General features: G+C 59.4%; 2 protein-coding genes and 1 pseudogene. All 3 read right to left on the bottom strand.

Annotated elements, in window-relative coordinates; all coding sequences use genetic code 11:
• A partial coding sequence (locus HF921_RS06975) for a GMC family oxidoreductase N-terminal domain-containing protein (RefSeq protein ID WP_215893569.1) occupies positions 1 to 1,252 on the bottom strand: 1,252 nt, incomplete at its 3' end.
• Between the two features lie 2 nt (positions 1,253 to 1,254).
• On the bottom strand, positions 1,255 to 2,040 hold the full coding sequence (locus HF921_RS06980) for a glucose 1-dehydrogenase (RefSeq protein ID WP_064218029.1): 786 nt from the start codon (positions 2,038 to 2,040) through the stop codon (positions 1,255 to 1,257).
• Positions 2,037 to 2,796, bottom strand: a pseudogene (locus HF921_RS06985) (glycoside hydrolase family 15 protein); the annotation flags it as partial. The pseudogene HF921_RS06985 and the gene HF921_RS06980, both read right to left, overlap by 4 nt.

The raw sequence follows: 2,796 nt of genomic DNA on the forward strand, positions 1-2,796 counted from the left end.
TTAGTAGTTCCCGCCACTTGTGGCAAAGTCGCTGATGACTTTCTCGATTTTTGGGATTCCAGGTGAGGCGGATGGTGCCATCTTCGTCCAGCGAAACACGATTAGTGGGATCTGGCAGATCTTCGGTGGTCAGCCACCAGTCCACCGAATGACTGGCCGCCCAAGCCGTGGCGGGGATGGGTAAGTGCGGTTGTTCGGCGTGAAATAGCCCCGGGGTGACCTTTCCCAGGGATTGGATGTGCCCGAGGGGATAAGGATATTCTGGATCTCCAGAATCTTCGTAAAAATCGTTCAAGGCCAAGGTTTTCTGAAATATTGTACGATTTTCCCGGCCAGGTTTGAGGGCCATGCAGGCGCTATTGAGATGACACATGTAATGACGGCCGACTTGATCGCTATGATTGGCCAGACCGGTAGGAAATTGTTCTGAGGCTGACGCGAGAAGGAGCGCGGCACTATTCACGGCCCCTGCGGCCAATACCACCAGTCTGGCACTAAAACACCCCTGATCGGTCTCAACCGTTTCCACCCGCTTACCATCTGCACTGGATATAAGCCGCTGCACCCGGTGTTTGGTCAGTAAACGCACGTTACTGTATTCGAGCGCCGGACGGATACCGCAAACTTCTGCATCGCCCTTGGCATGTAGCATACAAGGGAATCCATCGCAGGTCGGGCAGCGTACACAGGGACTGTGCTCGGGGTCATCGTCCAGTCGATGGATCGCCAAAGGAAGCGGAAATGGATGCAGACCCATCCCTCGAAGTGCCGTATCCACCAGAGCGACATCCTCTTCGTGGGAAAACGGCGGAAACGGATAATCGCCGCGTGGGGGATCGGTCGGGTCCGTCCCTGCCTGACCGTGGGTGAAGTACCAAGCTTCGGCCTGATCGTAAAAGGGTGCGAGATCAGCATAACAGATGGGCCAAGCGCGGGTGTTGCCATCCTTGTGATGACGTATCAGGAAATCGCTTTCGCGCCGACGCAGAACGGCGGCACCATAAAATTTGGTGTTGCCGCCAACATGATAGCCGGTGATCGGCGAGAAGAATTTACCGTGCTGATCCCGCCATTGCTCGTGGGTATGGTAGCGATGTTCGGCAAAAACCGTGCGGGGGTCCCAGTTACCCCATTCTCGGGGGAGATAATCGCCCCGTTCCAGAATCAGAATATTCAAACCCGAATCGGCCAGAGCGCGGGCGATGGTGCCGCCGCCAGCGCCACTGCCGATGATAATGACATCGGCGTCCATGTTCAGCCTCCGTGGCGGAATTCCGGATAAATCAGCATCCCGCCATCCACCGCGAGGGTGGTGCCGGTAATGTAACTGGCCAGATCGCTGGCGAGAAAGGCCACCACATTGCCGATCTCTTCGGGTTTGCCGAGACGGCCCATGGAAATTTTCTCATCCAGGTCTTTGAGGGACTGTGGGTCACTCCAGACCGACTGATTGATGGGAGTCTGGATGGCGCCGGGAGCGATAGCCACCACCCGGATGCCCTTATCCGCCGTTTCCTGGGCGAGGGTCTTGGTGAACATGGATAAGCCTGCCTTGGCACTGGTATAGGCGCTGTAGCCTTCCCAGGGAATGAACTCATGCACAGAGGTGATATTGATGATCACCCCGCGTTTGGCCTTCTCCATGCGCGGAATGGCGGCACGGGCGCAGTAGTAGGGACCCATGAGATCGACGGCGAGGATCTTTTCCCATGCCTGCGGATCATCCTCGCCGACGCTGGCGCGCTGACCATCCATACCGGCATTGTTGACGAGAATGTCCAGGCCGCCGAAGGCGCCTTCCACCGCCTGCAGCAGCTTCTCCACGGCCGCCGGATCCGCCACATCGGCCTGAAAAGCCTGCGCCTTACCGCCCTGCTTCTGGATAGCGGCGACCGCCGTCTCGGCTTCGTCCAGGCCTTTCCGGTAATGCACTGCCACTTGTGCCCCGGCCGCCGCCAGCGTCTCGGCAATGGCGCGCCCGAGGCCACCGCTCCCACCGGTGACCAGCGCCCGCCGGCCCTGCAAGTCCAGATTGATCATGCGTCACCTCCGATGATATCGATATGAAAATCTTCGCCCTGCCAGTCGCCGCTGGCGCGCCAGCGGATGGCGAACTGCACGCTGTCCCCGGCCGATAATTTTTGCACCGGCAAGAGGACGACATGACCGAGGTCCCAGTCTTCCGAGTCGGTGTCCTGCACCGATTGCCAGCCATTGATGCCCCAATGCAGGGTGAAGGGCGCCTGCAATAACACCCGCAGTTCTTGTCCGGCGAGCAGTTGACGCGGCCTCTGGCGCAGGCGCCAGAGCCGATAGTCAATTTTCGGAACCTTACCCTGATAGCGCTTCCAGGTATTCGCCGGACGATCTATCGGCGTACCCCGCACAGCGCTATGGCAGAGTTTGACGAACTCGCCATGGGCCCAGACCAAAGGCATGGCCGAACCGCTGGGGTGGCCGGGAAACAAGCCCTTTTCGGGTATGGGTGCCGCATCCCAGATTTGTTCCGGGAGCAAGCCACCTTTGCCGGTCATGGCCACCATGGCGTTGATGTAGGGCAAGGCATCTTCCCCGGCGGCGAGAGCGTAATGGCCCCGCTCACCTACCAGCAAGGGCCAACCACGGCCGATGCCAGTGCCATCGAATGGGCTGCCATCGGCGTGCTCGCCGTAACCATCCCCGTTGTAGCGGTGCCAGACCGGGCCGCTTGGGGTATCGGTCTTGAGCACGCCGTCCATGACTTTGACCGACGCCACGATATGTGGATCATCGGCGCTGCGCAGTCCGTAGCGCACC

This window comes from Acidithiobacillus ferriphilus, assembly GCF_018854775.1.
Taxonomy (GTDB): domain Bacteria; phylum Pseudomonadota; class Gammaproteobacteria; order Acidithiobacillales; family Acidithiobacillaceae; genus Acidithiobacillus; species Acidithiobacillus ferriphilus.